General features: G+C 50.4%; 30 protein-coding genes and 2 pseudogenes. 18 read left to right on the top strand and 14 right to left on the bottom strand.

The annotated features are described in order from the left end of the window. Nucleotides 1-135 precede the first annotated feature (135 nt). Nucleotides 136-882 carry an SDR family NAD(P)-dependent oxidoreductase gene (locus WH298_RS22035; RefSeq protein ID WP_180824056.1) on the top strand — a complete coding sequence of 249 codons (747 nt, stop codon included), beginning with the start codon at nt 136-138 and terminating at the stop codon, nt 880-882. Nucleotides 883-1,072: 190 nt separating this feature from the next. On the opposite strand, the gene gstA is transcribed toward WH298_RS22035, so the two are convergent. Next, nucleotides 1,073-1,675 carry a glutathione transferase GstA gene (gene gstA, locus WH298_RS22030; RefSeq protein WP_180824055.1) on the bottom strand — a complete coding sequence of 201 codons (603 nt, stop codon included), beginning with the start codon at nt 1,673-1,675 and terminating at the stop codon, nt 1,073-1,075. A gap of 130 nt (nt 1,676-1,805) precedes the next feature. Here gstA and WH298_RS22025 point away from each other — a divergent pair, with 130 nt between their 5' ends. The 6 genes from WH298_RS22025 (at nt 1,806) to WH298_RS22000 (ending at nt 6,198) form a co-directional block, all read left to right on the top strand. Further along, complete coding sequence (locus WH298_RS22025; RefSeq protein WP_180824054.1) at nt 1,806-2,681, top strand: LysR family transcriptional regulator; 876 nt, start codon at nt 1,806-1,808, stop codon at nt 2,679-2,681. A 199-nt stretch (nt 2,682-2,880) separates the two neighbouring features. Next, on the top strand, nt 2,881-3,300 hold the full coding sequence (locus tag WH298_RS22020; RefSeq protein WP_180824053.1) for a bleomycin resistance protein: 420 nt from the start codon (nt 2,881-2,883) through the stop codon (nt 3,298-3,300). Between the two features lie 196 nt (nt 3,301-3,496). Further along, nucleotides 3,497-4,045, top strand: a complete 549-nt coding sequence (locus WH298_RS22015) for a GNAT family N-acetyltransferase (protein ID WP_180824052.1) — start codon at nt 3,497-3,499, stop codon at nt 4,043-4,045. Between the two features lie 544 nt (nt 4,046-4,589). Beyond that, complete coding sequence (locus WH298_RS22010; RefSeq protein WP_180824051.1) at nt 4,590-4,871, top strand: hypothetical protein; 282 nt, start codon at nt 4,590-4,592, stop codon at nt 4,869-4,871. A 607-nt stretch (nt 4,872-5,478) separates the two neighbouring features. Next, entirely contained in the window at nt 5,479-5,694 is a 216-nt protein-coding gene (locus WH298_RS22005; RefSeq protein ID WP_008102115.1) for a YdgH/BhsA/McbA-like domain containing protein, read from the top strand. A gap of 375 nt (nt 5,695-6,069) precedes the next feature. Further along, entirely contained in the window at nt 6,070-6,198 is a 129-nt protein-coding gene (locus WH298_RS22000) for a hypothetical protein (protein WP_255438399.1), read from the top strand. A gap of 285 nt (nt 6,199-6,483) precedes the next feature. Here the strand turns inward: WH298_RS22000 and WH298_RS21995 are convergent, their stop codons facing one another. Beyond that, a complete protein-coding gene (locus WH298_RS21995; protein ID WP_180824050.1) occupies nt 6,484-6,831 on the bottom strand; it encodes a hypothetical protein in 348 nt (115 codons plus the stop codon). A gap of 188 nt (nt 6,832-7,019) precedes the next feature. Here WH298_RS21995 and WH298_RS21990 point away from each other — a divergent pair, with 188 nt between their 5' ends. Continuing rightward, nucleotides 7,020-7,526, top strand: a complete 507-nt coding sequence (locus WH298_RS21990) for a P-loop nucleotide/nucleoside kinase family protein (protein ID WP_180824049.1) — start codon at nt 7,020-7,022, stop codon at nt 7,524-7,526. 117 nt (nt 7,527-7,643) lie between these two features. On the opposite strand, the gene WH298_RS21985 is transcribed toward WH298_RS21990, so the two are convergent. Further along, on the bottom strand, nt 7,644-8,492 hold the full coding sequence (locus WH298_RS21985) for an SMP-30/gluconolactonase/LRE family protein (protein WP_180824048.1): 849 nt from the start codon (nt 8,490-8,492) through the stop codon (nt 7,644-7,646). Beyond that, nucleotides 8,489-9,397 (bottom strand): SDR family NAD(P)-dependent oxidoreductase, encoded by a 909-nt coding sequence (locus tag WH298_RS21980; RefSeq protein ID WP_238344504.1) that lies wholly within the window; start codon nt 9,395-9,397, stop codon nt 8,489-8,491. The genes WH298_RS21985 and WH298_RS21980 overlap by 4 nt, the downstream gene beginning before the upstream one ends. A 140-nt stretch (nt 9,398-9,537) precedes the next feature. On the opposite strand from WH298_RS21980, the gene WH298_RS21975 reads away from it, so the two are divergent. Next, nucleotides 9,538-10,419 carry a LysR family transcriptional regulator gene (locus WH298_RS21975; protein ID WP_238344503.1) on the top strand — a complete coding sequence of 294 codons (882 nt, stop codon included), beginning with the start codon at nt 9,538-9,540 and terminating at the stop codon, nt 10,417-10,419. Here the strand turns inward: WH298_RS21975 and WH298_RS21970 are convergent. Genes WH298_RS21970 through WH298_RS21960 form a run of 3 tightly spaced genes read right to left on the bottom strand, consistent with a single transcriptional unit; the run spans nt 10,338 to nt 12,573 of the window. Next, nucleotides 10,338-11,411, bottom strand: coding sequence for a saccharopine dehydrogenase family protein (locus WH298_RS21970; RefSeq protein ID WP_180824047.1), 1,074 nt, complete (start codon nt 11,409-11,411; stop codon nt 10,338-10,340). The two genes, WH298_RS21975 and WH298_RS21970, sit on opposite strands and share 82 nt — an antisense overlap. Next, complete coding sequence (locus WH298_RS21965; protein ID WP_180824046.1) at nt 11,408-11,815, bottom strand: VOC family protein; 408 nt, start codon at nt 11,813-11,815, stop codon at nt 11,408-11,410. The genes WH298_RS21970 and WH298_RS21965 overlap by 4 nt, the downstream gene beginning before the upstream one ends. Before the next feature lie 14 nt (nt 11,816-11,829). After that, nucleotides 11,830-12,573: an SDR family NAD(P)-dependent oxidoreductase gene (locus WH298_RS21960; RefSeq protein ID WP_180824045.1), complete on the bottom strand. Its 744-nt coding sequence runs from the start codon at nt 12,571-12,573 to the stop codon at nt 11,830-11,832. A gap of 138 nt (nt 12,574-12,711) precedes the next feature. On the opposite strand from WH298_RS21960, the gene WH298_RS21955 reads away from it, so the two are divergent. Further along, on the top strand, nt 12,712-13,608 hold the full coding sequence (locus tag WH298_RS21955; RefSeq protein WP_180824305.1) for an AraC family transcriptional regulator: 897 nt from the start codon (nt 12,712-12,714) through the stop codon (nt 13,606-13,608). 274 nt (nt 13,609-13,882) lie between these two features. After that, nucleotides 13,883-14,002, top strand: a pseudogene (locus tag WH298_RS21950) (GNAT family N-acetyltransferase); the annotation flags it as partial. A gap of 34 nt (nt 14,003-14,036) precedes the next feature. Here the strand turns inward: WH298_RS21950 and WH298_RS21945 are convergent. Further along, nucleotides 14,037-14,180: pseudogene (locus WH298_RS21945) on the bottom strand (GNAT family N-acetyltransferase); the annotation flags it as partial. Between the two features lie 201 nt (nt 14,181-14,381). Continuing rightward, nucleotides 14,382-14,804 (bottom strand): GNAT family N-acetyltransferase, encoded by a 423-nt coding sequence (locus tag WH298_RS21940; RefSeq protein ID WP_036619826.1) that lies wholly within the window; start codon nt 14,802-14,804, stop codon nt 14,382-14,384. A gap of 195 nt (nt 14,805-14,999) precedes the next feature. Here WH298_RS21940 and WH298_RS21935 point away from each other — a divergent pair, with 195 nt between their 5' ends. Next, nucleotides 15,000-15,638, top strand: coding sequence for a TetR/AcrR family transcriptional regulator (locus WH298_RS21935; RefSeq protein WP_180824044.1), 639 nt, complete (start codon nt 15,000-15,002; stop codon nt 15,636-15,638). Between the two features lie 440 nt (nt 15,639-16,078). On the opposite strand, the gene WH298_RS21930 is transcribed toward WH298_RS21935, so the two are convergent. Continuing rightward, nucleotides 16,079-16,168, bottom strand: a complete 90-nt coding sequence (locus WH298_RS21930) for a hypothetical protein (protein WP_238344527.1) — start codon at nt 16,166-16,168, stop codon at nt 16,079-16,081. 260 nt (nt 16,169-16,428) lie between these two features. Then, a complete protein-coding gene (locus WH298_RS21925) occupies nt 16,429-17,178 on the bottom strand; it encodes an SDR family NAD(P)-dependent oxidoreductase (RefSeq protein ID WP_180824043.1) in 750 nt (249 codons plus the stop codon). A gap of 94 nt (nt 17,179-17,272) precedes the next feature. Here WH298_RS21925 and WH298_RS21920 point away from each other — a divergent pair, with 94 nt between their 5' ends. Together WH298_RS21920 and WH298_RS21915 are read left to right on the top strand one after the other, a co-directional pair. Continuing rightward, complete coding sequence (locus tag WH298_RS21920) at nt 17,273-17,614, top strand: winged helix-turn-helix transcriptional regulator (protein WP_180824042.1); 342 nt, start codon at nt 17,273-17,275, stop codon at nt 17,612-17,614. 63 nt (nt 17,615-17,677) lie between these two features. Next, nucleotides 17,678-18,208, top strand: coding sequence for a 5' nucleotidase, NT5C type (locus WH298_RS21915; RefSeq protein WP_180824041.1), 531 nt, complete (start codon nt 17,678-17,680; stop codon nt 18,206-18,208). Between the two features lie 61 nt (nt 18,209-18,269). Here the strand turns inward: WH298_RS21915 and WH298_RS21910 are convergent, their stop codons facing one another. Together WH298_RS21910 and WH298_RS21905 are read right to left on the bottom strand one after the other, a co-directional pair. Beyond that, on the bottom strand, nt 18,270-18,752 hold the full coding sequence (locus WH298_RS21910; protein ID WP_180824040.1) for a glutathione peroxidase: 483 nt from the start codon (nt 18,750-18,752) through the stop codon (nt 18,270-18,272). Nucleotides 18,753-18,893: 141 nt separating this feature from the next. Beyond that, complete coding sequence (locus WH298_RS21905) at nt 18,894-19,097, bottom strand: hypothetical protein (protein ID WP_180824039.1); 204 nt, start codon at nt 19,095-19,097, stop codon at nt 18,894-18,896. 37 nt (nt 19,098-19,134) lie between these two features. Between WH298_RS21905 and WH298_RS21900 the strand changes: the two genes are divergently transcribed. The 3 genes from WH298_RS21900 (at nt 19,135) to WH298_RS21890 (ending at nt 23,990) form a co-directional block, all read left to right on the top strand. Further along, nucleotides 19,135-19,749, top strand: a complete 615-nt coding sequence (locus WH298_RS21900; protein WP_180824038.1) for a TetR/AcrR family transcriptional regulator — start codon at nt 19,135-19,137, stop codon at nt 19,747-19,749. Between the two features lie 72 nt (nt 19,750-19,821). Further along, the gene (locus tag WH298_RS21895) at nt 19,822-20,910 is read left to right on the top strand and encodes an efflux RND transporter periplasmic adaptor subunit (RefSeq protein WP_180824037.1); all 1,089 of its coding nucleotides are present in this window, start codon (nt 19,822-19,824) and stop codon (nt 20,908-20,910) included. Then, nucleotides 20,907-23,990 (top strand): efflux RND transporter permease subunit, encoded by a 3,084-nt coding sequence (locus WH298_RS21890; protein ID WP_180824036.1) that lies wholly within the window; start codon nt 20,907-20,909, stop codon nt 23,988-23,990. Before WH298_RS21895 ends, WH298_RS21890 begins: the two co-directional genes overlap by 4 nt. A 123-nt stretch (nt 23,991-24,113) precedes the next feature. Here WH298_RS21890 and WH298_RS21885 read toward each other — a convergent pair whose 3' ends face one another. After that, a complete protein-coding gene (locus tag WH298_RS21885) occupies nt 24,114-24,866 on the bottom strand; it encodes a FadR/GntR family transcriptional regulator (RefSeq protein ID WP_007885852.1) in 753 nt (250 codons plus the stop codon). A 194-nt stretch (nt 24,867-25,060) separates the two neighbouring features. Between WH298_RS21885 and WH298_RS21880 the strand changes: the two genes are divergently transcribed. Further along, on the top strand, nt 25,061-25,801 hold the full coding sequence (locus WH298_RS21880) for an SDR family oxidoreductase (RefSeq protein ID WP_180824035.1): 741 nt from the start codon (nt 25,061-25,063) through the stop codon (nt 25,799-25,801). Nucleotides 25,802-25,804: the final 3 nt, after the last annotated feature.

Here is a 25,804-nt window from a genome sequence, read left to right as displayed (position 1 = left end):
GTGTTTTTTCCGTTGCATCACAAATGTCTCGACAGCCATCTTAAAGCTTTTTTGTAGTGATCGCTATAAAGAGTTAGTGAAAGTCTGTGTAGGGTTGTATATAGTGACCACTACAAATCAACTTATGGTGCAATTATGAATCAGTCATTTAAAAGTAAGGTGGCCGTAATTACTGGTGGCGGAAGCGGTATTGGTCTGGCTATAGCAAAAAGTATGAGCGATGAAGGCGCAGACATCATTATCACTGGCCGGAATGCAGAAACCCTTCAGGAGGCGGTAAAGGCTCTGGGGAAAAATGTAAAAGGGATTGTGGCTGACGTCAGCAGTAAGGTTAGTCTTGATGCGCTTTATGAACAGGTTAAAGCGGAATTCGGCCACATTGATATTCTTGTCGCGAATGCCGGCGGTGGGGTGCATGCGCCGCTTGGTGAAATCACTGAAAAACAGATCCACGACCAGTTTGCCACCAATGTTAAAGGCGTTGTGTTGACTGTTCAGCAGGCTTTGCCCTTGCTTGGAAAGGGTTCAAGCGTGATTATCATTGGCTCGACGGCGTCAGCAGACCCGGGACCCACCATGAGTATTTATGGTGCGACCAAAGCCGCAGTCAGAAACATGATGAGAAGCTGGATTACAGAGCTGCACGGTTCGGGTATACGCATAAACATTGTCAGCCCGGGCCCTGTGAATACGGCGTCGCTCAGAGCCGCATTTGGCGATAATGCCGAAGAGGGGATCGCCTTCCTCACCGCTAAAAGTCCGTTGGGACGTATCGGAGAACCGGAAGAAATAGCCGCTGTTGTTTCTTTCCTGGCCAGTGATGCCTCAAGTTATGTGAATGGTATAGAGCTGTTCGCTGACGGGGGCGCCTCTCAAACCTGACAAGTAAGAAGTACGTTTATTTAATACAAAATTACTCTCGATCACCCGTTTGTGTTGAATCAGAACGCAGATGTCCGCTTATGGCACAAAGCGGTCTGATCAGCAGGCCGATGTCCGCGTAGAGCGAGAAGCCGTATTTCCCGTTTGCAGCCACTTCAACATTGTGACTCTCATTGAGTGGCTGACGACCTTACTGCGCTTCAGCAAGTAATGCGGCCTGCACAGCAGGACGCGCATTGATCATGTCCCTATACGTTGATAACGCCGGCCAGCGATTCAGCTCGATGGAGAACAATCTACACCAACCTAGCACAGTGAAGAGGTAAGCATCAGCAACACTAAAGGAAGGACCCGTCAGGTAGGTTGTTTCGCTGAGAGTCCTCTGGAGGAAATCGAACTGACGGAATAACTTCTCACGAAAAATTGCTTTGATGTCTTCAGAGAGCATGCGGTTGAACAACGGTGCCGAACCGGCGTGTATTTCACTGGTGATAAAGTTCAGCCATTCCTGCAGACGCACCCGAGCCCAGGTGTCTGCTCGCGGTGCCAGACCCTTCTCCGGTTTAATATCAGCAAGGTACTGCACAATGGCCGGACCTTCAGTCAGTATCTGCCCATCATCCATTTCAAGTGCAGCCACATACCCCTTAGGGTTAATGGTCCGGAAATCGCGTCCGTCAGTGGTGAGCTTGCTTCTGTTGTCTACTTTGACTAATTCAAATTCTAGCTCCAGTTCGCGCAGCACAATGTGTGGTGACAACGAACAGGTATCCGGGGCGTAGTAGAGTTTCATTTTTTCTCCGTTTCAATTGAAAAGCCGTCAAGCAACGTCCTGCGCGATCCTGAACGCACTGTAATTTACGAGCATCACCCTGTAAAATTAATGATATAAAAAACTACTATTAGCTGAGCTACTGATAATTATGATGAATCTCTTACATTGGCGACTAATAGTGGCTGTGGCGGATGCCTGTAATATCTCGCGCGCCGCCGTGGAGATAGGAATGACCCAGTCTGGTGCCAGCCAGGCTATTGCCCAATTAGAGGCTTCACTGGGATTCCCGTTATTTACGCGGGAGCGACGCTATATCGGTGTCACCGCGCTGGGTGAGCCGGTTATCGAACACGCAAGAAACATGCTTGCGCAGCTGAACGCAATCCGCGTGCTGGCTGACGAGAGCCGGGGGTTAACTAGCGGGCGCATTCGGCTGGCCAGTTTTCCATCAGTGACTTCAACATTGTTGCCCGGACTGCTGCGGAACTTTAAGCGCCTGCATCCAGGTATTGAAGTGATAATCCTTGAAGGTACGGATGAGGAAGTAGAGGAGTGGCTGGCAGCAGACACCGTTGAACTGGGCGTGGTAATGAATCCCGTACCCGGTCGTGCAGAGATTGTATTAGGACAGGATGCCTGGGTGGCGGTAATGCATGGCAGTAATCTACAGGCTCGTCATGCAAGGACTTATGGCATTACGCTTGAGGAGCTTGCAGACCAGCCCTTTATTTTGGCGACGGGCGGATGTGTGGTTAATGGAAAAAGCCTGATGGAAAAGGCAGGCTTGCAACTCTCTGACATACGCGTGACAGTACGCGATTGGATCAGCGCCTGTAAGCTGGTCGGTGAAGGCATGGGAGTCGCCCTTGTACCTGAATCAGCCCTGCCGGAGGAACTTCGCGGCCTGTGCGTGGTGCCGTTGACACCGTCTATACACCGTGAATTTGGGTTGGTGTGTTCGTTATCCGGAAACGCTTCTGGTGCGACGCAGTCGCTACTTAAAGGACTACGTAAAGGAGGATGAGCTATTAACAGATAATTATGACATCCCCTTGTTAACATCTGTTTTTGGCATGATGCGCACATTGCAAGGCAGGTCCGCTATGAGCGAACAACTGACATCAACACAATGCATCTGACAATTGTGTCGCTGAGTTCATGGACTTGAACCTTCTTCAAGCCATCTGATATATGCTACGCCAGTTAAAAAATGGAGTTGAGTAATGACTGAGCTGAAAGCTCCCTACTGGAATCGCATGGTTCCCGAACTGACCGTAATGGATTTTTCTGTCTCCCTACACTTCTATGTTGACGTGCTTGGTTTCAACATCATGATAAGGCGTAATGAGCCAGATTTTGCCTACGTCAGTCTCGGCGAAGCACAACTGATGCTGGAGAAATATAATCCGGAAGGATGGAATACGGCTGAACTCGTCAGACCGCTGGGTCGCGGCATTAATTTTCAGATAGAAGTAGAAGATATCGAGTCGGTGCTTGCTCGTGTCCGAGCCAATGGCTTCAAGTTGTACAGGGGGCTACGCGACAATCACTATAACATAGGAGAAACGACGGCCTGCCAAAGGGAGTTTCTCGTACAGGATCCAGATGGCTACCTCTTACGCTTCAGCCAGTATATAGAATGAAGTGCCAATGTCCGCTTTTGGCACGAAGCGGACAGCTGAACGTGAGGAAGTCCGCTTGAGCAAGATGCGGACGTGAAACTAATGATGGCATGGGTAGTCTTCCACCTTAAAAACAACCCCCATTGTGAACCTGAAGAATTCTGGCTATAAAAAAGAAAGATAACTCATAGAATCCATCAAAAGCTCAGGAGACATTTTGCAGCTAACTTCCTCCCGACTGCATCTTCGTCCTGTAATCACCTCAGACGCAGATGACCTATTCAGAATTTATGGCGACCCTGCCACAAATACGTTTAATCCTGCAGGTCCGTATCCTGATATTGATTACGCTCGCGATGTTTTGGCCCGCTGGCTTAAACACTGGGAGGATTACGGTTTCGGAAACTGGGCTATCACTTTGAAGGATAATCCCAAAAGGACCATCGGCTTTGGCGGACTGAGTATCCGCAGTTATGCCGATAACGCTATCAATAACCTGGGATACCGTTTCTCCACTGAGTCATGGGGGAAGGGTCTGGCGACAGAGTTTGCTAACTATGCGGTCAGCTACGGTTTTTTTGAGCTCAAAATGCCTGAGATATCTGCCGCAGTAAGAGCAAATCACCTGGCATCGCAGAAAGTCCTGACGAATGCCGGACTCAGGTATGTAAGGGACATTCACGATGTTAAAAATGCGCCTGCCAGCATGCTGTTTACTCTGACCCAAACCGATTGGAACAAAAGGGGCCTGCCGAATTCCTTTTAACATAAGAATATGGCCACGAATCTAGACACCACCTTCAGCTGGCGTCCCTTGATGAAAAACCAGAGTTCACTGGCCTCTCTCCGGACACAGCCAATACGATGAACGCAATACTTGGCAGTTGCCGTCAGCGTAAGACGTCTGGTAGTGGCACACAACGGTCATTCCTTCTAAAACTGTTTCCCTCTCATGCTGTTCGGCAAGCTTCGCCGCACAGCATAAGTATGCGTTTCGGGTGAATTGGCGTAGGTCCGATGGCATTAGAAAAGGTCAGGAAGTGAGCGGTGCTAAATTTAGGTATCTGCTGAACTCCGTATTTTCACCATTACTTCTTTGTTCTGATTATGTGGACTCCCTACCTTGCTGTTCGTCGGGGGACATTTGAATCGCAATCAGGTAAATCGCCCACACATTAGCTTCCATCTCGTCTTCAAAGATTGCGGCTTTGGGTTATGGAGTTATGAGGCGGGAATGGGGAGGGTGGGCTAAAAATTTGACATGGAGTTGATAATTATTATCATTTATGCAGATTGTGAAAGGAGAACACATGAAAATCTACTGGACCCTAAAAAGCATTCCCGAACTGGCAGGCCTAACCCAGTGGGAGCGCGGAAGCCGGTGGCGTAGCGCATATAAAGCAGCATTCCGCCATTGGCAGTCCTGGGCGGGCCTCGCCGTCTGCGGGGGCTTTGGTTACGCAGGATCGTATTTTTTCGGTATTGTCGGCACAGTGATTCTGGCCGGGCTGGGCGGCTTTGTGTACGGTCAGATTGTGACACACGTAGTCCTTAAACATTATCGTCACCGGCTGCGCGGCGAAGCAGGCTGATCTTTCTGGGCTGTACGGCCTTCGCGCGTAGCAGACCCGCACGCGACAGGTCTTAGCTCAACGCATCCCAGTGAATGTAGCGCTGAGTCAGCTCAAAGTCAGCCAGTAGTAGTACTGGCTCCAGGAGCCGGGGAAAAGAAGACAGCGACGCACCAGAAACGTAGCGGCGCTCAGCTTCAGTCACGTTTTCTGTCGTTCAAGCGCGCTATGGTGGTGAAACCAGCCTAAGCTAAGTCCTTTTGCTGACTGCGGAATAAGCATTTAACTGACGTAAACAAACCTTGTTCATCATCTGTTCATCATCTGTTCATCCAGCAATTAAAGCATGGTTGATAGAACATCTGATTCTGGCACGCGGCATTTCTAATGCAAGCTCAAGGACGGCTATGAGCGATAAGCGGACGTCAAAATGATAGCTACAGGGATGTGTTCCACATTAAACATATTAACCCAGCGCCGAACCGATCATCGAGTACACCTATTGCCGCAATAGTTAGCGCGATCACAATACCAGCACTTATTGTTAATTAGGTAATAGTAACTATGGTTATCATTATCCCATCGAAAGCAAACGCGCTTTCAACCATACAAACCAAGGATAAAGACCATGAAAACCATTAAAGCTATGTCTATCGCCGCCGTTGCCGCTCTTTCACTGATGTCAGCAGCCAGCTTCGCGCAGAGCGTTACCGCAACGTCCCTGACTATGGACGGTGCCGAGGCTAAAATCGCCGCGCAGGCCCAGCAGCAAGGCGCACAATACAAAATCATTGAGGCCAGCAATGGCAACGTCGTTCACATGACCGCTGAGCTGTACAAATAACGGATGGTCGCAAAAGGAAGTGCCAGGAAAGGTCGCCCACGGGCGGCCTTTTTTGTATCTGAACCGTTATACAGGCAAATTGAACAGAACATCTCAGCAGCGAACCTAAGCAGTGCCTTCAGCTGGCGTTCCCTGGTGAAAAACCAGAGTCCAATGCCCTTTATCCGAATACAGCCAGCAGGAAGAGCGCAATCCAGGACGACTGCCGTCAGCATTAGACGTCCGGTAGTGAAGCATGGCGCAGCATCCCCCCATTTCGGTGAGTCGGAAATTAATGCTGATAATCGGCGATGCAGTTTTCTCGTTTAATAGCGACGTGATTGTCTTTGAACGGACAACCATCACACCTGAGCGTGTTATTTGCAGGAATTCAGAATGGAGAAGCCGCTCAAGACACTCCCGGTCTTTTCGCCTGTCATCGTGAAGGCTGCATTCCAGCAACCTGAGCTTTTCCAGAAGCATTCTGCTTATCCTCAAGTGATCTTACCGGATGCTCTCTTCTAACATTAAAGTGCTTCACTGAACCGCTGTAGGCTCTCATCGTGATTGGAACTTAGAAGCAGTTTTGAGCGAGAAACGGTCTTTGTCCCATGTAAGCAATACCTTGTACGTCATATGTTTCATTACGCAACGATGTCATTAATGTTTTATTTCCACTCGTGGCACGATGTGAGCGAAGAAGTAGGCCCGATTAGAGCGAAAAACGCGATTTTTATCTAAATATTCACAACATAACTGACTCCGCTGTAGAATAATTAATGGGAAGTGGATGAACATTAAGCGTCTTTGTTAATTCCCGTATTCAACATCTTTCAAATTAGAACAGCGAGGCATTGCGCTCCATACCAACCTCGGCTCCTTGGATGTGGTAAACGTGACAAGCGCACTTGTAGGCCCAATTTGAACTTCGTCTATTCGAACGTTTACGTCATCAGTTGTAAGATTTTGAGATGCAAAAACCCGATTATCCGGCCTTGTCACATCCTCAACTACTGCATCGGCCACCTGTTGTACATTTAAAGCTGGGCAGGCCTCAGTATCCGCCTTAATGCCAAGTTTAATATCAGCATAAACAGCCATAAAGCCTATGGCTGAAAGTGAGGCTATCCCAGCGATTATTTTAATAAAAAAATTCATCAAACATTCCATTTCATTGGCTTCATTCCATACGGGTTAAGATGATAACTTCTCAGCTTATATATCCCAAGAACAACTTTTTATATTGGCAACTTGCTTAAGATTTAATATATAAGGCTAAATTAATTAGAGTTTACCCCCTCCCACCGGTATGGTGAGCCTTACCGGAACAAACCAGTGAGGTAAAAATGGACTTCGATACAGTGGCAACTTCAGTAAAACCTACCCTGCATCTTTTATGCGGAAAAATTGCATCAGGTAAATCCACCTTATCAGCACAATTAGGTGCTTTACCTGGCTCCGTAATTATTAGTGAGGACGACTGGCTAGCTACGCTCTATGCAAATGAAATGCAATCAGTGGCAGATTATATTCAGTGTTCCTCAAAGCTCAAAAGCGCTATGAAGCCCCACCTGGTGGCACTACTCAACGCGGGTTTATCCGTTGTTCTGGACTTCCCGGCAAACACACGGACACAGCGTGAATGGATGATGAGTACCATTAGGGAGTCAGGTGCTGATAATCGTCTGCATTATTTGAACGTACCTGATGAAGTCTGTAGAGCCCGGCTACACGCTCGTAACGCGGAGGGTGCGCACGACTTTGCAGCTACAGATCAACAGTTCGATACCATAACGAGTTATTTCTCTGAACCCACGGTTGACGAAGGGTTTAATATTATCGAATACCTTTAAATACATCGTCCGCGATTAAGCCACCATCGAGCCGCTTTTTTTTCGGAAATTGACGGCACTTATGATGCCATAACACATGCAGCGTCCGCTTCTGGCACTAGGCGGTCTGCAAAAGGTTCAAATTTCGAGTGCACGCTTATAGTCGAGCCTTAATAAAGCCCCTGAATACGGCATCTTCTCTAAAAGCGTTTCCGATATTCCTAGTCGCGCTGAGGTGATATACAGATAACGATCATTATCTGCAAAGGCACAGCTTGTCGGTCGCTGCACGGGGAGATTAATCCATCGCTCGATTTCTCCTTCCGGAGATATCCGCGCAATGGCAGCGCCATCAAAGAGTACACTCAGGAGAAATCCGTACTGATCAACGATCAGTCCGTCAGGCTTACCTTTTTTGGGATTAATGCTGGCAACTTCCCTTCGATGACTGACTTCGCCTGAGTCAGGATCGTTATCATATCCGTAAATTACGCCACGTCGGGAATCAGTGACGTAGAGTGTTTTGCAGTCGAGACTCCAGCTGATGCCATTGATAAGCGTGAAACCAGCATCGACGGTGTGCCACTTACCGTCTGGATCGAAGCGATACAAATAGCCTGAACCGTCTTGCAATTCTTCATCTATCAGCCCAACCCATAGGCGGCCTGAGGAGTCCAGGCTCGCATCGTTGAGGCGAAAGCCCTCCTGTGCGTGTGGCGCAGTGGCGATCCTTCGTCTCTTACCGGCTCTGTCAATTAGCTCAACATGGCAGCCTATGCCAATGATTAACTCTCCCGTATTTTTCTCCACGACAAAGCCCAGCGGTCCGGGCATGGCATGTTTCACATTCCGGCCCGTTACGGGATCAAAATAATTGAGAGAAGCACCAAGTGTATCAACCCATAAAAGCCTGGCTCTTGACCAGCTCCAGATGGGTGACTCTCCCAGTACAGCCTTGCCTGGAAATACCACCGAAATACCATTCACTGTCGCGGTTCCACATCAGGAATAGCGATCGACTGCCAGTTCTCTGCAACCTCCTGAGCAGTTGATGCCTTAACGGCGCGAAGATTTCGCGGATAGTCCACATTTGCGGCCTCCCTCATTTTGGTTGCGTGAAACTGCCCGTTCGCGGCACGAAGTATCCATCCCCCATCGGTGCATTCTGCTGAGGCAAGATAGGCCACTCCCGGTGCCACTTCCGAAGGGTGGAGCTCAGCAGGTTCCCCCTCTATCCCCCACATACGTGTCTGGGCAACGGGAGAAATTGCATTGACGATAATTCCATCTTTTTTGCCCTCACTGGTAAGGACATTGGTGAGTCCGATTACGGCCATCTTGGCTGCGGCGTAGGAGGCAAGACCATTATGAACATACTGCGGATAGAGCGCCCGGCAAGAAGTCGTCATAATGATGCGGCCAAAGCCAGCGGCTTTCATTGCAGGCCAGGCCGCCTGTGCCAACCAAAGAGGTGCCTTGGCAGCAATGGCCATCATATGATCAAAAGAACTTTCATCTATCGACTCGATATTCTCGTAAGCCACCCAACCCGCATTATGGATTAATGCATCCAGCCGACCCGCGACTTGAAGGGCGTCTCTGCACAAATTGTGGCAGCTCTCGCGTGTGGTCAGTTCCCCCTGGATCGCATGCACATTCAGCCCTTCAAATCGAAGTGTCTCTGCCGCCAGTTCTGCAATATTAGGGTCGACGCCCTCGCCATCAGAATTGGCACCGATATCCTGAATCAAAACCATCGCGCCAAGCTGACCCATACAACGGGCATACGCGAATCCCAATCCGCGACCCGCACCGGTGATAAGCACAACCCGACCTTTAAAATCAACCATGTCACCCTCGCCGTTTTCACTAAGTGATTGAGAAAACAACATAGAGTGATAACTTTGATATATAAAATACTATTTATATGACCTGTTAATACTTTAATTGTATCGTGGCAAGATTGATTCAAAAACAAGAGGTATGGCGGGATATGACGACAGAGAGTCGGGCACGGATCACTTTACGAAGAATGGAGCAATTCATTGCTGTCGCGGAGGAGTTACATTTTCACCGGGCCGCTGTACGGCTGAATATGTCGCAACCTCCACTGACCAGTGCCATACAGAAACTGGAGGAAGATCTCGGAGTCACTCTTATCGAGCGTGGTAATCGCGTTCTTGGCCTGACCCCTGCGGGAGAAAATTTTGTCATTGAGGCACGCGAAACCCTGCGACAGGCTGAAAAAACCATTGTTTCTACGGTAGATGTGGCTGAAGGACGAACTGGTTTTTTACGTGTGGGTTATGTAGGAAGCGCACTTTATGGCCGATTGCCCGATATTATTCGTGAATTCAGGGCAAGCCATCCGAAGGTACGACTTGAATTGCGAGAAGCAACAACCGCCGCACAGATTGCTGCTCTACGCGACGGGACATTAGACATCGCTGTACTGATCCCCCCTTTTGAAAAGGCTGATGACATCAAACAGATCAATTTCGACAGTGATCGTTTATGTATGGCTATCCCAAAAGATCATCTTTTCAGTAAGCGGTCAGACCTTACGCTTGCCGATCTTGCAGGTGAACCCTTTATTTTGTGGCCAATGCCTGAGGGACGGAGCTTCCATCTGCAGGTTATCCGACTTTGTGCCAATGCCGGCTTTGTGCCGATGATTACTCAGGAAGCACATGGAATGCATGCAGTCTTATCATTGGTGTCTGTGGGAGGAGGTGTATCGGTCGTTCCTCAAAGTATGAGTGGCTTTCGAGGAGACCAGATTAGTTATCATCCCTTATCAGGTGCTGAGATTGAATTTGATCTCGTCATCGGCTATCGCCATTTATCTCCATCAGCGCATGCCTTCGTTCTTTCTGCCTCAGACAAGCAGCAGGGTTTATCACATTCACTATGAAAATTTTTCCAGCCGTCGGTGATGGAGGTGTCAGCTATGCTTTCAGCGAACCCTTTTCCAAACAATTCTACTGGCGTAATGAACCCTGGGCGTGCGAGTCCAGACAACACTCTCCTTGCAGCCTCAGTTGCAGCCAGTGCAGTAAAGCTGTAACCGTTGACAGTGTCTAGCAGCATTCTCACTCTCTTTCCTTCAGCATCCACGACTTCGGCAGCAGCCTGATAGCGATTGCTTGCACGCTCCTCGGCTGATGGACCATCTGGTATCGCGGATAAATCCCCCTGAGGGAACCCATTCCCACTAACGTGTACAAACGTAGCGATGTCAGGGATACCCGTTGCTCTCCAGACAGTGATCAGATCTGGCAGGGTTACAGGAAAACATTCACGTGCGCCTTTGCCAAAATCGAATGATCTCAGTTCTTTAGGATCCGTCGGTACGAGCTGCCCATTGAGTCTGGCCAAACATTCCGGCGAAAGATTCTCCAACGCGCTTACTGCTGAACCTCGTGACATCGATCCTGTCACATTTAGGGCCAGTGAGATGCTTCTGGGTGACTTAACCCGATCTGCGGCATGTCTGGCGAGGCAACCCAGCATCGCAACACTTCCACCGCATCCTGGAAGCAACATAACGCCCTCAGCGCTGGCTTCGCTATCATAGGCTTCAGCCAATCTATAGCTGTCATGTTCGGCGGCAATATCAAGGTAATGCACCTGATTGCGTACTGCTGCTTTTATCAGAACGTCAGCCGTGTGCAAAAATGGGCCCGCGCAGTTAAGCAGTACCGTTACACCTGCAAGCGCCTGATCGACAACAGACGGGTCTTCCAGAGTGAAAACGTTAAAAGGTAAGTTCAGGTCATTGGCCATAGCGGCCAATTTCTCTTTATTACGCCCCGCAATAATGACCGAAATGCCGGACGCTAATACGTGTTGAACAATCATGCTGCCGGTATAACCGCTTGCGCCATAAATCATCAAAGTCTTCATATTCGACCAACTTGTTGCCAATTTTTGTATACAAATTCAAGGGTATATCCATCGGGATCCCTGACCTGTGACGCGTAATAACGAGGGTCATAATGCCGTTGCGTGCCGGGAGGGTGAATTTCGGTTGCCCCCGCAGCGAGTGCTTCAGCATGGGCGTCGTTGACCATGTTTTCCGATTCTGCATTGAAACCTACGTGAACAGCATCCGGGCAAACGACTCCCTGCCTGAGCCAAAAAAATATCCGGCCATTTGCACCAAAGCCTTTCAGGTCTGGGTGCCCAGAAGGCCCCTGTTTACCGTCATAATCATGACGGTTTACGATGCCGAGAATAGGCAGAACGCGCTCATAAAATGCGATGGAACGTTCAGGATCGCTGACTGAAATAAAGATATGGTCGAGCATAGTGTGTTCCTCTTTCAGACGTGAAAGCCGCCCGCAACTTCAATTGACTGTGCACTGATCCAGCCACCATCGGACGTTAATAGTGAGGCAATCACGCGCGCGACTTCATGAGGTTCACCTACGCGTCCTAACGCCGTTTGTGCAGCAAGCAGAGATTCAAGCTCATCATTAAGTCCACCGCCAAGCTCGGTGCGGATGGGGCCGGGCGATACCGCGTTCACCCTAATTCCACGACTACCAAACTCCTTAGCCATATAGCGAGTAAGGACTTCAAGGCCACCTTTGAACGCCGCATAAGGGGCTACGCCAGCGATGGCTACGCGCGTGGTGGCGCTGGTAATATTCACAATACTGGAATCTTTACGCAGTAAAGGCAGCAGCTTCTGAGTTAAAAAGAATGGCCCTTTAAGATGCACATTCATTAAGCCATCAAATTGCGCTTCAGTGACTGTATCAAGCGGATTAAACAGTCCGTAACCGGCGTTGTTAACGAGACCATCCAGACCAGATGCATTCCATTGGGTTTTCATCGCCTGCTCAAGTGAACTGCGGAATAGATCAAAACTTCCAACATCACCCACATCCAGCTGCATCGCAATGGCTTTACCGCCTTCAGCCTTGATGCGTTCAACAATAGATTGTGCAGATTCACCTTGGCTGTTCCAGGTCAGAATGACGCCAAATCCACGTCGGGCACACTCTATCGCTGTACTGGCACCTATTCCCCGGCTACCGCCGGTAATCAGAACGTATTTCATCATTGCTCCTGTAAGTTAAAGAATACGCTTCACAGGTTACGCATCATGAGGGGCGCTGGCGTATGCGATCCTCTTCGATTGTTGCCCGATTCTGCTTTTATGCTGTTGCTGGATACGGAGGCGTGCTATCAATCGCGTATGGAAAATAAATTACACGAACTAAGAGAGCTGGCTTCCGGAGCTGGAAATCAGCGGACAGAAACGGGAATACCGCGGGTGGCTATGGTGCAGGGAGAAATTCCTGAGCACAGACTTTCTGCTGTTTATGAGCCGATGATTAACCTGATTTTGACGGGTTCAAAAAGTATGTCTGTCGGTGGCAGGACCTTACGCTATAATCCTGCAACTTACTTTGTGATGTCGGTAGACTTACCCGCTGTAGGTAATGTATTTCCTGATGACGTTACCAATGCACCTTATTTGGCCGTCAGTTTGACGCCCAAAGCTGAAATTATTGCAGATCTATTGGATAGTATTCCCAAAACCAGCACGGCTAATCTTTATCATTCAGGATTTTCGGTAGCGCCAGTAACGCAGGAATTACTGGATGCCTGGTTAAGGATGCTTAGCCTTATCAGAAAGCCAGATGAAATAGCCGCTCTGGCACCAGCGTATGAACGGGAAATTCTTTTTCGGGTACTGCAGGGACCAATGGGTTGGATGTTACGGGATATCGCTACGCCTGAAACCCATCTTGCACGTATCTACAAGGTAATTAACTGGATTAAGACGAATTATGCGCAATCTTTGCGGGTAGAGGATCTGGCTGGAATGGCAGCACTAAGCGTATCCGCCTTTCATCGCCATTTCCGCGCTATTACCGCCCTCAGCCCAATGCAATACCAAAAACAAATTCGCCTGATGCAGGCCCGATATAAGCTTGCCACCTCCGGCGAAAATATTATGAATGTCGCGCTTTCGGTAGGCTATCAAAGCCACACTCAATTTAGCCGAGAATACGCAAGATATTTTGGATTGCCACCTTCAGCGGATATGAAAAAAATCTCACTTCAAAGGGCTAACACTTTTAATTAACGAGGGACAAATAGGACATTGGTTTTCATCGCTGCATTCATTGCACTGCTAGTGGCAAAAGGAAAAGAGAATGTTTAATAATTGACTCGTGCATAAGTTGAGGATCCCGGAACGTGATGCTGGAAATATTTAGCCTGATAGGCTCCCGACAACGTCCGATCCTGGCACGAAGCAGGCATTTATAGTTACAAAGGCAAGGGCATTACGACTCTCACGCTAAACCCTTCAGTTAATCATGTCCAGAATATGAAGACTGAAATCATTGGAATGACTGATGGATATCCAATTCGTAAATCTCACCCCGGGCAACCCGGGGTTTGTTGAGCTAAGAACGCAGAGCATGGCTGAAGGATTTAATATACTACGCAGGCTGGAAGAAAATTGGCTTAGCGGAAATAGTTTTAAATTACTTAGTATGTTATTTAATATTCTGATATTTCCTGCCTGGCTCTCACCAGCGAATCACTTTTGGACATCCGATAATTTGACGCTATCTCATCTGCATAATCAGAAATAAAATATTCAAGATAAGCAGGGTACTCTTCTTGCGTCATTAAGCGAAACGAGACCATCTTTTAATCCTTATTTAGTAAGCTTATAGATAGAAAAGAGCAGGTTAATAGCATTAACAACGATATAACGGTAATGATATTAATTTAAAGAATTATAAAGTTACCGTGCGATTACCTGAGGTGACATCTCATTTTCCTCTACTGGCACAAAGCAGACAGCTGCTAGACAGGGTCCCATATGCGCGAAAAGCAGACATTATCTTATGTAGTTTTAGTTCGTTTCCAGACCCTTGCCATGCCTTCACTCACAGGGCTGACTCGCATAAAGCCAAATTTTTCGTACAACTCCGGGACATCAGCCATGAGAGTTACATAAGCACCATCACATGCATTTTTATCGAGCCAGTTTGCCAAACTTTCCATTAGCTTGCGGCCCAGCCCTCTTCCCTGATGCTCTGGATCAACAGCTACATCGACAATTTCCATATTAATGGCGCCGTCACCCACTATACGTCCCATGCCGACGACAGTATTCTGCCAGCATATATGTACACCATAACAGCTGTTAGGCAGCCCCAGACGGACACCCTCTGCGGTACGAGGCGTCAACCCTGAGATAATGCGTAAGCGGCAAAAATCCTCTACGGACGGAACAGTTTCAACAAGCTGATAGTAATCAGACAAAAGGGTATCCTCTGGTTTAGAGTCCACTTTTGAGCACAAAGCGGACTGACTTGGGCACAAGGTCCGATATGAGCGAAAAGCGGACATATTCTCATCAAGCTTTGCAGCTTGGACAAGTTTGTCAGGTAAATCTGAGAAGGTGCTTTTAATTGTAGATTGATCGATCTACAATCATTTCTCACTTCTGGAGGATTAATGAAAGCATCTGTGGGCAGACCCCGAGAATTCGACCCTGAAACATTTCTCAATACCGCGCTGGAATGCTTCTGGCAAAAAGGATATCGGGCAACATCAATGTCAGACCTCATGAAAGCCTCAGGTCTTGCAAGTGCCAGTATCTATAAGCTTTACCCTGATAAACGCACAATCTATCTCGCGGCCTTACAGCAATACATGGATGAAGGTGTTTCCAGAGCAGCAGAACGCGATGCGGAGTTATCTCCAGAAAAGGCTTTGCGCGAAACGTTAGAATTTGTAGCGCTTTTATCATCTTCTCCTGATGGAGAAAAAGGTTGTTTTACCATTGCCGCGGCCAGTGAACTTCTACCGGGTGATTCAGAGATAAAAAGTAAGGTTCATCATAAATTCAATTCAATAATCAATCAGTTGGAAAAAATATTATGCAGAGGTCAGACGCAGCAGCTTTTTCGGTCCGATGAAAGCCCACGAACAATGGCAATAAGCATTTTTATGATGCTGGAAGGCATGCGAGTTTACGGAAAAATTCAGCCCGAAATTGACGAACTCAATAGGTGTAATGAATTTATTATCAGAACGGTGCTCTTAAACAGACATGAAGATGGAAAATGCCTCTCCAGACAGGCATCAACATAATGGAAGTGGGCACAATTGTTCGGCGTCGAAAAAGAAGAAATACAATGGTTGTGCTCGAATGTGAAAATGGCATGGCTTTATGTGGTTGGGTCGATAACGGAAAGTTTTTCAAAAGACGCTTTCCATTGTCTCAGTTAAAGACATGTGTGCCTTACTCAAACTTTTGGCCTCTTACTTAAAGCGCCGGAATGTCCTTATCCGGTGCCTGATACTGACGTCCACTCCTAGCACAAAGCGGACGTGCGTGTGGGGAATTGTCCGCTTTTTGCGAAACTCGAATCATAGATATTGGGAATGAATTTTGTAAGGGAATGGCTGTTAGGGAGTTTGTTTCTTTAGTTGTGGAAAATGCAGAAGTAAAAGGCAGTATGATAAAATTCAAAGCCATGATAAAAATAAAAAGCCATGTAAGAATGGCTTTTTGTTACCTCGATAATTCATTATTTAAACAGACGAGAGGTCATATGCACTTCGTTGTTAGAAGAGCTTTCGATGATTCTATAGTGATCGCCAGCCTGTTGCGCCTGCAGCGCGATTTGGGACTCGGCATCGTCCAGCGTCAGGGCGGTGGCGCTAACGGTGCGGGCTAAAGTAGGAAGGCCGCTCCTTGCCTTGAGCTAACTAAAGTGAAGGGTAGGATCATTGTGAGCGAAAAAGAAAAGTATATAAGATATTAATCACATCACTGCGTGTTAATCATTAGAGAATTGGTGAGCTCATTTATTGCAGATATTATAAAAGCCCGGAGAAGGCCGGACTTTATGAGATGCTGTTCAGAGGCAGATGATATTCAAATTTGAGCTGATCCACCGTCAACAAACAGTTCACTGCCGTTAACAAAGCTACTGTCATCAGAAGCAAGGAATAATGCGGCGGCAGCCACTTCTGAAGGTTCAGCCAGACGGCCCAGAGGAGTAGTGGCTTCTACAGCACTTATCATTTCACTATTGAATTTGTCATCAGGCGAAAGACCATGCCAACCCGGTGTTGAAGTGGCGCCGGGCACCAAGATATTAACCCGGATTTTTCGAGGCGCGAGTTCAAGAATCCAGGATCGGGCAAAATTCCGCACTGCTGCTTTACTTGCGCTGTAGACGCTAAATTCAGGTACGCCGGTGGTTGCGCTGGTTGAACCTGTCAGAATGATAGATGCACCGTCTTTCAGCAAAGGTAATGCTTTTTGTACGGTAAAAAGCGTGCCTTTGACATTGGTGTCGAAGATGCGATTGAAGTGTTTTTCGGTCACGGCCGACAAAGAAGCAAAGTCACCGCCACCTGCGTTGGCAAACAGAACGTCAATGCGGCCAGCCCTACGCCTCACTTCTTCGAACAAAGTACTGAGATCATCCATATTCGAAATATCGCAGACGAGTCCGGTTGCGTCATGTCCTACCTCGACTACAGCTTCTTCTAATTCACGCACGCGTCTTCCCGTCATAAAGATTTGCGCACCTTCAGCCGCAAAACGTTTAGCGGAGGCGAGACCAATTCCGCTGTTAGCACCCGTGATAACAACGACTTTTCCTTCAAGCTTACCCATTTTTTTATCCAGATTAAGAAGCGGAAAAGCATGTTATCTTTATGCTTTCGAATATAATAGTACCTACCAAAAGGTATGTATGAGGATTATGATAATGGAATCAGTCTGTGGTCTTGATGTGGCCCTGCGTTATATAGGTGGTAAATGGAAACCTATACTGTTGTTTCATTTGCAATTTAGTCCACGACGTTTTGGTGAGCTGAAGCGCCTTACTGAAGGTATCAGTGAAAAAGTATTAATTCAGCAACTCAAGGACTTAACAGAAGATGGGATTGTATTGAGACACGATTACAGAGAAGTACCGCCAAAAGTTGAATATGCGATTACAGATTTTGGCAGAACACTTGCGCTTGCATTACAACCTCTCTGCGAATGGGGCAATGCGAACCGAGAAAATGCTAGCGCTGTTGAGCGACTGCATAAAGATGCTCGCTGAATTTATTTCTAATTTTTACTAAAAAGTCAGACTACTGCTGCAGCATTGATAGAGGGAAAGTTGATGAAAAGAATTGCGATTGATATGGATGAGGTAATTGCTGACTTTAACGGCAAAATGATCCCAAGCTTTAATGCACGTTTTAATGCACACATTACTCTGGCTGATCTCGAGGGATTAACCATCCAGCAGTTACGGCCCGATATAAAGGAACAGGTCGAGGAGATGATCGGCGAAGCCAAATTTTTTGGTGATCTGGCTGTCATGCCTGATAGTCAGCGAGTAATTAAAATATTGGCCAGGAAGTACGAGATATTTATCACCACAGCAGCGATGGAGTTTCCCCTTTCATTTGATGCGAAATTTCGCTGGTTAGAATATCATTTTCCATTTATTAATCCGATGAATATTGTTTTCTGTGGAAGCAAAAGCATCCTCAATGCAGATTATCTTATCGATGATAACGCGCGGCATTTTGAGAAATTTAATGGTGAAGCGATTTTATTTTCTGCTCCACATAATAAGCATGTCACAGGCTTCCACCGGGTGAAGAACTGGCTGGAAATTGAGAGTTTTTTTTACGCTAGTAAGTGATTTTAAATATTTGCAAGGTCCGCTTTTGGCACAAAGCGGACGGTTCAAATAACAGTAACCGTTAGATTTCAAGTGCGGTGAGGATTAGGGTTTCCATTTTTTCCGGGGTGGTGAAGGGTGCAAAGCGCTTGAGCGGTTTGCCGTCGCGTCCGATCAGGAACTTAGTGAAGTTCCACTTGATCCGTCCACCCAGCACGCCGGGCAATTCCTCTTTCAGATAACGAAACACTGGGTGCGTTGCGGTGCCGTTGACTGCCACTTTCTCGAACATGGGAAAGCTCACACCGTAGTTGATGTGACAGGTCTGCGCGATGTCGTCGGCACCGCCGGGTTCCTGCTTACCAAACTGGTTGCAGGGAAACCCAAGCACCACCAACCCCTGAGCGGCGTACTTTTTATAGAGCGTTTCAAGGCCAGCGTATTGAGGCGTAAATCCACAATGGCTGGCGGTATTAACCACCAGAACCAGTTTGCCAGCGTACTCGGCCATCGAGATGGGCTGGCCTCGCAGGCTGGTGGCAGTAAGTTGATGAAAGGGGGTCATGTCGCAATCCTCAGAGCAAAATCCGCACTACCTCGCCATTGCCAGTCGACTCGTTGCCGAGGGGCACGGAGTGGGCAGTAGCATTAAGCCACCCAATATGACATACGGGCGGTCTTTATTCTCCGCATTCATACATTCGAATCAATCACCACTTGCCCTGCCGGAATAGACGGCGATTGGCGAAAACGGCGTCTGGTTGGTGAAGCCTTCCAGCCAGTTACAGTCAGCAAAGATCAGTGCGTTAACGGAGTGGCTGGTAGCGTGGCTTGCTGTTCCACGATGGTAGCCGGCGTAAATGAGGTCTTGAAGCGACCGGTAAATGTGACCAAAATAGCCAATGGTCACAAATCATCACTCTTCGCTCAATGAGCAGGTTTAAAAAATGACAGAGCAAAAAAATCCCGCCGCCACGCGGGGTCCTTCCGATCACACCATTCGCGACCAGATTGTCGCTGCCGCAATGGAATACTTTAGCCACTACGGTTTTGAAAAAACCACCGTATCCGATCTCGCGCGATCCATCGGATTCTCTAAAGCCTATATCTATAAATTTTTCGGCTCTAAACAGGAAATTGGCGAAGTCATCTGTGTCAATTGCCTTACAGAGATAACTGCACGCCTAAACGGCGCACTGGATAGTTCGCCGTCAGCCACGGAAAAAATAAGGCAACTGTTTAAAACACTTGCGGTGGCAGGCAGTGAGCTATTCTTCCGCGAACGTAAACTGTATGACATCGCCGCGGCGTCCTCGCGTGAGCACTGGGCTGCTGCCGTCCAATATGAAGCTTCACTGCGCGCAACCGTACTGGCCATCCTGCGTGAAGGACGCGCTGCGGGAGAGTTTGAGCGTAAAACGGCGCTGGATGAAACGGCTGCTGCGGTTTATCTGGTGCTCAAACCGCTGGCCGATCCTCTTCAACTCCAGACCTCCCTTGATACTGCCGAGGAAGATGCAATCCAATTGGCGGCATTGGTGCTAAGAAGTCTGGCACCGTAATTAGTGACCATTGACATAATTGGTCACTAGTCAGAGAATGGGTACTCACACTTTCCTTGAGTAAGGTAACCCATGCTCCGGCATCTCCTGTTTTTCTCAGTCGCCTGCCTTGTGACCGGCTGCGGCGAACCGGCATCGTCCGCTGACGATCCGCGTACCCAACCGCCTCTGATCAGGACGGCTGCGGTGCAGCCTGCCGCAGAAAACGCGCGGGTTTTTACCGGCACGGTTGCGGCGCGCGTCCAGAGCGATCTTGGATTTCGCGTATCGGGCAAAGTCCTCGAACGTCTGGTTGATAAGGGCCAAAGCGTCAGGCGCGGTCAGCTCCTGATGAAACTCGACCCGGCCGATCTGGCTTTGCAGGTACGCGCAGCGGAAGGAGTGGTAAACGCCGCGCAGGCACGGGCGCGACAGGCCGGCGATGATGAGAATCGCTATCGCGGACTGGTCGGCACCGGTGCGGTTTCTGCCTCCTCTTACAGTCAGATCCGCGCTGCAGCAGAGGCAGCGCGCGCCGATCTGAGCGCTGCGCAGGCGCAGGCCCGCGTGGCGATCAACGCTTCGCAATATGCTGTACTGAGCGCTGACGCAGATGGCGTGGTAGTCGATACTTTGGCCGATCCCGGTCAGGTGGTCAGCGCCGGTCAAACCGTTGTACGCCTTGCGCGAGCCGGGCAGCGTGAGGCGATGGTCAGTCTGCCTGAGACGCTACGGCCGCAGGTCGGATCGACAGCGACGGCCGTGATCTATGGCAGCCAGATCGTCAACGAGGCCAGGTTGCGCGAGCTGTCGGACGCGGCTGATGCTGCAACCCGTACCTATGAAGCACGCTACGTGCTGAGCGGTGCCGCTGCCAGTGCGCCGCTGGGTTCAACGGTCACGTTACGTATTCCTGAATCTGCCGGTGCCGGAGAGTCCTGGTCGATTCCGCTCGGTGCATTATGGGATGCCGGGAGCGGTCCAGGCGTCTGGGTGGTGACAGGTAAACCTGCAAAAGTGACCTGGCGCGCAGTCACGCTACTCGGCATCAGCGATGACAGCGCACGCGTGTCGGGTCCGCTTCATGGCGGGGAGCAGGTGGCAGCGCTAGGCGCGCATCTGCTTCATGAGGGTGAAGCGGTCCGCAGCGGAGCGCCAGAGCCAGAAGGCGTCACGCCATGAGCCAGCATCGCTTTAATCTGTCGGCCTTAGCGGTGCGTGAACGGTCAGTCACGTTGTTCCTCATCCTCCTCGTTACGGTAGCAGGTGTGATCGCTTTTCTCGGACTGGGGCGAGCTGAAGATCCGCCGTTCACCGTCAAGCAGCTCACGGTGATCACCGCCTGGCCGGGTGCCACCGCGCAGGAGATGCAGGATCAGGTTGCCGAACCGCTGGAGAAACGCCTGCAGGAGCTGAAGTGGTACGATCGCAGCGAGACGTACACCCGCCCCGGTATGGCTTACACCATGGTCTCGCTGCAGGACAGCACGCCGCCCGCGGAGGTGCAGGAGCAGTTTTACCAGGCGCGGAAAAAGCTCAGCGATGAGGCGCGCAACCTGCCGCCTGGTGTAATCGGGCCGATGGTTAACGATGAATTCTCAGACGTGGTTTTTGCCCTCTATGCCCTGAAAGCCAAAGGTGAACCGCAGCGCTTTTTGACTCGCGATGCCGAAAAACTCCGCCAGCAGTTGCTGCACGTGCCGGGCGTAAAAAAAGTGACCATCACCGGAGAGCAGGCCGAGCGCATTTATGTCTCCTTCTCCAGCGATCGCCTCGCCACGCTGGGCATAGCGCCAGAGCAGATTTTCAACGCGCTGAACGGGCAGAATGCCCTGTCGCCCGCCGGTTCTGTTCAGACGCGCGGCCCCGAGGTGTTTATTCGCCTTGATGGCGCGCTGGATACGCTGGAAAAAATTCGTAATACGCCGGTCGTTGCGGCTAACCATACGCTGCGGCTTGCGGATGTCGCGAAGATCGAGCGCGGTTATGTTGACCCGCCAGATTTCCTTATCCGCAATGATGGCGAGCCGGCGTTGATGTTGAGCGTCGTAATGAGGGAAGGGTGGAACGGCCTTGAGCTGGGTAAGGCACTGGAAAAAGAGGTTGGTAACATCAATGACGGCATGCCGCTAGGCATGACGCTGAGCCGGGTTTCCGATCAGGCGGTAAACATCAGTTCGGCTGTCGATGAGTTCATGATTAAGTTCTTCGTGGCTTTGCTGGTGGTGATGGTGGTTTGCTTTATCAGCATGGGCTGGCGTGTGGGTATTGTGGTCGCTGCCGCAGTGCCGCTGACGCTTGCCGTGGTGTTCGTGGTCATGGCCGCTACCGGGAAAAACTTTGACCGCATCACGCTGGGTTCACTTATTCTCGCGCTGGGCTTACTGGTTGATGACGCCATCATCGCGATAGAGATGATGGTGGTAAAAATGGAAGAGGGCTATGACCGCGTTAAGGCGTCGGCCTATGCCTGGAGCCATACGGCGGCACCCATGCTGGCAGGTACGCTGGTCACGGCGATTGGCTTCATGCCCAACGGCTTTGCGCAGTCAACGGCGGGGGAATATACCAGCAACATGTTCTGGATCGTGGGGATTGCCCTGATTGCCTCATGGGTGGTGGCGGTGGTATTTACCCCTTATCTCGGCGTAAAGATGTTGCCTGATATCAAGCCGGTAGCCGGTGGCCACGCGGCAATCTACAATACCCGTCACTACAATCGCTTCAGACGCTTACTGGCAACGGTCATCACGCATAAGTGGTGGGTGGCTGGCGCGGTGGTGGGCTGTTTTGCCGTCGCTATCCTCAGCATGGGAGTGGTGAAAAAGCAGTTTTTCCCCACCTCCGATCGTCCTGAGGTGCTGGTTGAAGTGCAGATGCCCTACGGCACCGCTATTCAGCAGACCAGCCTGACCACCGCGCGGATTGAGCAGTGGCTGCGCAAGCAACCTGAAACCAGTACGGTAACCGCGTATATCGGGCAAGGTGCGCCGCGCTTCTACCTGGCGATGGCCCCGGAGCTACCGGATCCCTCTTTTGCGAAAATAGTGGTGCTGACCAATGGGGAGCAGGAACGCGAAGCGCTGAAGCTGCGGCTGCGTAAAGCGGCGGCAGATGGGCTGGCGCCGGAGGCGCAGGTGCGCGTGACCCAGCTGGTTTTCGGCCCTTACTCGCCTTATCCGGTGGCTTACCGGGTGATGGGCCCGGATCCTGACAAGCTGCGTCAGCTGGCGGCGCAGGTAAAAGCGTTGATGCAGGCCAGCCCAATGATGCGCACCGTCAACACCGATTGGGGCTCACGCGTACCGGTGATGCACTTCAGGTTGGATCAGGATCGGTTGCAGTCGATGGGGCTGACGCCTGCCACGGCAGCTCGGCAGCTGCAATTCCTGCTGAGCGGTGCGCCTATCACGGCAATCCGCGAGGATATCCGCTCTGTGGAAGTGACGGGGCGCGCAGCAGGAGACGTGCGCCTCGATCCTGCACGCATCGATGCACTGACGCTCGCTGGCGCCGATGGTCAGCGCATTCCCCTCTCGCAGCTTGGTGAAACCGAGATACGCATGGAAGAGCCGCTGCTGCGCCGGCGTGACAGAACGCCGACGATCACGGTGCGTGGAGATATCGCCGACGGACTGCAGCCCCCGGATGTGTCATCGGCACTCCTTCAGGAGCTTCAGCCACTAATGGCATCGCTGCCACCGGGATATCGCATCGAGCAGGCTGGCTCGATTGAGGAATCGGCTAAGGCGACAAAAGCGATGCTTCCACTGTTCCCGATTATGATTGCCCTGACGCTGCTGATCATCATTCTGCAGGTCCGTTCAATCTCGGCAATGATTATGGTGTTTTTGACCGCGCCGCTAGGGCTGATCGGCGTGGTTCCGATGCTGCTGCTGTTCCAGCAGCCATTCGGCATTAATGCGCTGGTCGGACTGATCGCGCTGTCAGGTATTCTGATGCGCAATACGCTGATTTTGATAGGTCAAATCCACCAGAATGAGCGGGAAGGTTTCGATCCGTTTAATGCGATTGTCGAGGCGACAGTGCAGCGTGCCAGGCCAGTATTATTGACCGCACTGGCGGCCATTCTGGCGTTTATTCCGCTAACGCATTCGGTTTTCTGGGGCACGTTGGCTTACACACTGATCGGCGGTACGTTTGGCGGCACTATCATGACGCTGGTGTTTTTACCGGCGATGTACGCCATCTGGTTCCGCATCAGGAAACCCGCTGCGCCGTCATCTAGCCTAATTAAATAAGATAAGCGTCTGAAAAAAGAGCGGTTCCGGACACCTGGCAGTTCTGGTGTCCGGTTCGGCTATTTTCGCAGTAAGTTTGACAGCCATTGCCAACCTGGGAAAAGCAGCCCACAGCGGGCGCGTTCACTCCTGCACCCGCTCAAAGGTCGCAATCACCCGGTCGATATGCTTCTTCATCGCGGCTCGGGCTGCCTTCGCATCACGTTTTTCAAGCGCTGAGAGAATGTCCATATGTTCGGTTTCCGAAACCAGCGGCATATCGCTGGGCGTATAGTGCGCCTGTAACATGCGGAACATGCTGCCATAGCGATGGCCGAGCAGGTGGCCAATGATAAAACCATACGCCGGATTGCCGCTCGCCTGGGCGATGCGAATATGGAATAAACGGTCGCCGGGATGGGTGCGCGATTGCGCGCGATTATCTTCGCAGTTTTGCAGATAGGCCGCGCGGATCAGCGCCAATTCCTGATCGCTGGCATGCACAGCGGCCAGCGCAGCGGCCTCCGGCTCAATCAGGCGTCGCGCTTGCAGCAGCGAGAACGGCGGCAGCTCGGTGGAGAAATCCAGATTGATCCCCAGCTCATCGTCCGGCTCAATCCACTGGTTGCGCCCGGCCTGCATCATCACCGGCTCCTGCGTACTCGACCGCGCTTTCACAATCACGCCATTGCCGACTTTGACATCCACCAACCCAATCACTTCCAGCGCAATCAGCGCTTCACGTACCGATGCGCGACTCACCTGCAGCTGCTCGGCCAACTCGCGTTCCGCTGGCAGGCGACTGCCGGGAGGAAATTCGTTGTTGTCGATAAGCTTAATTAACTGGTCGGCTATTTGTCTGTAAAGCCTGGGGTTTTCCATCTTTTTTATCGGCATCGCACTGCTACCTGTCTAAATAAATTAAGTGATCGGATGCACAAATAATCATCAGCGCACTTGTCAATGTTACGCAATTGTCAATAAAACGTAATGCGTCAGCGAAAAAGTTGCCAGCGTTATTTGCCCTCTCACAAGGGTAAAACTCACTTTTAATGGCCTGACCATTAGATCTTTGGACCAGAGGAAATGCAATGAATTTATCCGGAAAACGCGTGTTAATCACCGCCGCCGGGCAAGGCATCGGCTTGGCCAGCGCGCGTTACTTTGCGCAGCAGGGCGCAGAGGTTATTGCCAGCGATATCAACCTTGCCGCGCTACAAAATCTGCAAGGTATCCGCGCTTATCAGCTGGATGTTACCGATCGTCAGGCAATTAGCGCGGCGGCGCAGGAGCTCGGCACGCTCGATGTGCTGTTTAACTGTGCCGGCGTGGTCCACAGCGGCAGCCTGCTGGCGTGCAGCGAAAAGGAGTGGCAGTTCGCGCTCGACCTCAACGTCACGGCGATGTTTCACATGATTCAGGCATTTCTGCCGGGGATGCTGCAACAGCAGCAGGGCTCGATCATTAACATGTCATCGGTGGCATCCAGCGTGAAAGGCGTGGTCAATCGCTTTGCCTACAGTGCGACCAAAGCGGCGGTGATTGGCCTGACGCGCTCAGTGGCGGCGGATTACATCGGTGACGGCATCCGCTGCAACGCCATCTGCCCCGGCACGGTCGATTCGCCTTCGCTACGCCAGCGCATCGCCGCGCAGGCCGAGGCGGAAGGCCGCACGGAGGCGGAAGTGTATGACGCCTTTGTCGCGCGTCAGCCCATTGGCCGTATCGGTACCACAGAGGAGATCGCTTATCTGGCGGCCTATCTGGCTTCCGATGCCAGCGCTTATATCACCGGCACCGCACAGATTATTGATGGCGGCTGGAGCAACTAACAG

Origin of the sequence: Pantoea nemavictus (assembly GCF_037479095.1) — a bacterium.
In the GTDB taxonomy this organism is placed as follows: domain Bacteria; phylum Pseudomonadota; class Gammaproteobacteria; order Enterobacterales; family Enterobacteriaceae; genus Pantoea; species Pantoea nemavictus.
Note: the sequence above shows the minus strand (reverse complement) of the source record. Positions and strands in the feature narration are given on the sequence as shown.